We start from the raw sequence: 1,084 nt of genomic DNA, 5'->3' as shown, positions 1-1,084 counted from the left end.
AGCGACTCGGCGACCGGCCGGACCACCCCGCCGGTCTTGCCGGACCCGGCCGGTCGCCGAGTCGCTGTGCCTCCAGGCGCTCGCCGGGCGGGCCGCCGTGGTGGTGGTCGGCGCGGCCGGCGCGGGCCTCGGCCCGTCCGACGCCTACGACGTCGTCGTCCGCATCGGCAGCCCCGACTCCGTGTACGACCTCGACCTGTACGGCGGCACCACCGACCCCGACGAGGCCGCGGCCGTGCTCGCCGAGGCGCTCGTCGGCGACCTCGCGGACCCGCACCCCGGCAGCGACAGCCGCCGCTCCACCACCGTCCTCGCCCAGCTCCTCGGACCGTTCCGCGCCGTGCACGGCCGGTTCCCGTCGGTGCCGGAGCTGCGGCAGCTGCTCGACGGCGCCCCCGCGCCGCTGGCCGCCCTGCGCCAGGGCCTCGAGGCGGCGGGCCAGGAGTCGCTGCTGCGTGAACTCGACGCGCGCGAGCGGCAGATGGGGCACCCCGGCGACGTGGGCGGGATCCTCGCCGACCGGGTGGCGCTGCTGGACCGGCCCGCCTTCGCCGGGTTCTTCGACACCTCGGGGCAGTCCCGGCCGTTCACCCTCAAGGCGCTCGACCACCCGGTCCGGGTGCGCGTGGACCTGCCCGAGCGGGGTCACGCCGACGCCTCGCGGATGCTGGCCCGGCTGGTCCTCGCCCAGTTCACCGCGAGCGTCGCGGTGCGTGAGGACCGCTCCCTGTTCGCGTGCCTCGTGCTGGACGACGCCACCGGCGTCATCACCCCCGAGTCCGTGCGCGGCATCCAGCGGCTGCGGTCCGCCAACGCGGGCGTGCTGCTCACCCTGCGCACCCTGGACGACGTGCCCCGGCCGCTGCGCGGCCCGCTGCTCGGCGCCACCGGCTGCCGCATGGCGCTGTCCGGGGTGACCCCCTGGGACGGGCAGGACTTCGCCGAGGTGTGGGGCAAGGAGTGGACCGAGGCGCGCGACGTCACCGACCGGCAGATCATCGCCGAGAGCCCCGCCGGCAAGGCCGTGCACGCGCTGCGGCGGGCGATCACCGGCAAGGCGCCCACCGCGCGCGCGGTCACCGTC

The 1,084-nt window shown here is 77.2% G+C and carries 1 pseudogene; it reads left to right on the top strand.

Annotated features, from left to right (window positions below):
• Positions 1-1,084 (top strand): annotated as a pseudogene (locus tag CCN29_RS33195) (ATP-binding protein); the annotation flags it as partial.

Origin of the sequence: Streptomyces pseudogriseolus (assembly GCA_002154585.1) — a bacterium.
Lineage (GTDB): Bacteria > Actinomycetota > Actinomycetes > Streptomycetales > Streptomycetaceae > Streptomyces > Streptomyces pseudogriseolus.
This window is presented reverse-complemented; position numbering and strand designations above follow the sequence as displayed.